At 69.1% G+C, this 2,506-nt stretch carries 3 protein-coding genes; 1 reads left to right on the top strand and 2 read right to left on the bottom strand.

What is annotated here, in order from left to right:
* Positions 1-22: 22 nt before the first annotated feature.
* Together tsaB and DBR12_RS18410 are read right to left on the bottom strand one after the other, a co-directional pair.
* On the bottom strand, positions 23-760 hold the full coding sequence (tsaB, locus tag DBR12_RS18415; RefSeq protein WP_108618589.1) for a tRNA (adenosine(37)-N6)-threonylcarbamoyltransferase complex dimerization subunit type 1 TsaB: 738 nt from the start codon (positions 758-760) through the stop codon (positions 23-25).
* 39 nt (positions 761-799) lie between these two features.
* A complete protein-coding gene (locus DBR12_RS18410; protein ID WP_108618588.1) occupies positions 800-1,795 on the bottom strand; it encodes a DMT family transporter in 996 nt (331 codons plus the stop codon).
* A gap of 134 nt (positions 1,796-1,929) precedes the next feature.
* Here DBR12_RS18410 and DBR12_RS23170 point away from each other — a divergent pair.
* On the top strand, positions 1,930-2,506 hold a 577-nt coding region (locus DBR12_RS23170; protein WP_233244852.1), incomplete at its 3' end, for a D-alanyl-D-alanine carboxypeptidase/D-alanyl-D-alanine-endopeptidase.

The raw sequence follows: 2,506 nt of genomic DNA, 5'->3' as shown, positions 1-2,506 counted from the left end.
GAGGAAGGGGTGGGCAAGGCGCTCATGCGGGGCTCGGGGGCGTGGCCACGGCCTGGGCGGCGCGCAGCGCGGCGCGTTCGGCGGTGGTTTGTGCCACTTTATCGCGGATGTAGCGTGGCAGCGCATCGCTGGCGGGCACGGCCGCACCTGCGGCGATCAGCGCGGGCGCCAGGCGCAGCAGCGCGGTGGCGGTGGGCAGGGCCATGACATGGTGGGCACCACCCGCAAGCCGTTCGCCATAGGGCGCTTGGGCGTTGCCAGCCACCGTCCAGCCCGCAGGAACTTGCACGGATTCGGGCTTGCCCAGGCCAAAGTCGGCGTCGGTCAGCCATTGGCCAAGGGCCGCCTGCAATCCCGGCACATATCGGCAGCGCGTGTGGTAGACCTCGTCCATGCGCGCATCCAGCACGGCCACCACCTGGGTGCAGCCATGCTGCTGGCGGGCTTCCTCGGCCACGGCCAGCAGGGTGTCCACGGGCAGCACGGGCACGCCCTGGCCACCGCGCGCCCCAAAGGCCAGCCCCTGTGCCACGGCGCAGGCGGTGCGCAGGCCGGTGAATGAGCCGGGGCCCCGTCCGAAGGCGATCACATCCAGCGTGTCGAACGACAGGCCCGCCTGCTCCATCAGAGAGCGCAAGGCAGGGATCAGCGTGGCCGAGGCCTGCGCGCCGCCAGGCCCCTGGTGTTGCCAGATGCCGTCGCCGTGCTGTACGGCGATGGAAAGGGTGTCGGTGCTGGTGTCAAAGGCGAGCAGATTCATGGGCCAGGGGGTGTCTTGTGCATGTGCGTGAACTTGGTGTCAGCGAACGGCGCGGCGCACGGCCGTGCTGGCAGGGGTCTCTGGGGCAGGGTTCTTGCGCTGCACGCCCACAAGGATACCGGTGGTCACCAGCAGCAGCCCGGCGACAAGGTTCCAGTGCATGGGCTCCCCGAGGAACAGCACTGCTCCAATGGCCGACAGTCCGGGCACCAGCGCAGTGATCATGGTGGAGCGCACCGGGCCGAAGTGCTGGATCATGCGCGTGAATGCGATGCCCGAGACCACCACCGACCCCCCGCCCTGGAACACCATCTGGAAGGTGATCTCGGTCCATGGCGCCTGGGCCAGGTGGCTGGTGACCGTGCCCAGCCCCACCAGCAGGGCGTAGGCGGGCACATACACCAGGCACGCAAACGCCGTGATGGCGATCGTGGCCTGCACCGCATCCACCGCATGGCGCCGCGCCAGCACGCTGTAGGTGGCCCAGCATGCTGCGGCCAGCATGAACAGAAGGTCGCCCTTCCAGACATCACCGCCCGAGAAGGCCGCCAGCAGGCTGCGCCCCCCCACGAGCAGGTCGCCAGCCACGATCAGCGCCAGCCCGGCCGCCCGCAGGGGCGTGATGCGGTCGCGCAGCAGCCAGGCGGCCAGCAGCGCCGTCCATAGTGGCAGGCTGCCGGGCATGAGCACCGAGGCATGTGTGGCCGGAGCCAGAAAGAAGCCCGCATAGGCCAGCATGGCGTAGAGCAGGCCGCCAAACAGACCCAGCAGAGCCGTGGTTCGCAGAGGCAAGGGCGATATGCCTGCCAAGCTGGAGGGGGGAGCCGACGTACCAAGGGCCTGCGTGCGCCGCCACACCATCCATCCGCCCCAGGGCAGCAGCACCAGGCTGGCGCCGGTGATGCGCAGCAGGGCAATGTCAAATGGCGTGAGCGTGCGCTGGGCCGAGGCACGGGCAATGACGATAAAGCCCGTCCAGATGGTGACCGTCACAACGGCTGCCAGCAGACCCGCGGCGCGAGGAGAAAAACGCATGGGGGGGATTATCGGTGGCTGTTGTTGGCGGCGTTGGCGCGTGGACGCCCGATACCGGGCGATAGACTCCAGCCATGCTGTCTGTTCCTGTTTCCTGGCGCTGTCCCGCGCCGCGTGGTGTGTTGCTTGGAGCCATGTTGTGGCTGGCATTGGCAGGGGGCGCAGGCGCCCAGGCACCGGTGCCTTCGCCCAGCGCCTTGCCCGCAGAGGTGGAGGCCGCCCTGGCCCGGGCCCGGCTGCCCCGCGAGGCGCTGTCGGTGCTGGTGGTCGATGCCCAGGGCAGCGCACGCACTGCCCCCCGCCTTGCGCACCGTGCGCAGGTGCCCGTCAATCCGGCATCGGTGATGAAGCTGGTGACCACTTACGCCGCGCTGGAGCAGCTGGGCCCGGCCTATGTGTGGAACACTCCGATCTACCTGCAGGGGACGGTGCAGGACGGCAGCCTGCGTGGCAATGTCTACATCCAGGGCCAGGGCGACCCCAAGCTGGTCATGGAGCGCCTGTGGTTGCTGATGCGGCGCCTGCAGGGCCAGGGCATCCAGGTCATCGTGGGCGACATCGTGCTGGATCGCACGGCGTTCGAACTGCCCGAGCAGGACCCGGCGCGCTTCGACGGCGAACCGCTGCGCCCCTACAACGCCGCACCCGATGCCTTGCTGCTCAATTTCAAGTCTTCGGTCATGACCTTTGTGCCCGACGTGGCCGCCGGGC

This window comes from Acidovorax sp. HMWF029, from assembly GCF_003060895.1.
Classification (GTDB): Bacteria; Pseudomonadota; Gammaproteobacteria; order Burkholderiales; family Burkholderiaceae_C; genus Acidovorax.
The sequence above is the reverse complement of the archived record's forward strand: the minus strand, read 5'-3'. Positions and strand labels throughout refer to the sequence as shown.

What these genes read in the sequence shown, in the direction of transcription:
- tsaB (WP_108618589.1), bottom strand. Translation starts at nt 760, where the DNA reads ATGAATCTGCTCGCCTTTGACACCAGCACCGACACCCTTTCCATCGCC.
- DBR12_RS18410 (WP_108618588.1), bottom strand. Translation starts at nt 1,795, where the DNA reads ATGCGTTTTTCTCCTCGCGCCGCGGGTCTGCTGGCAGCCGTTGTGACG.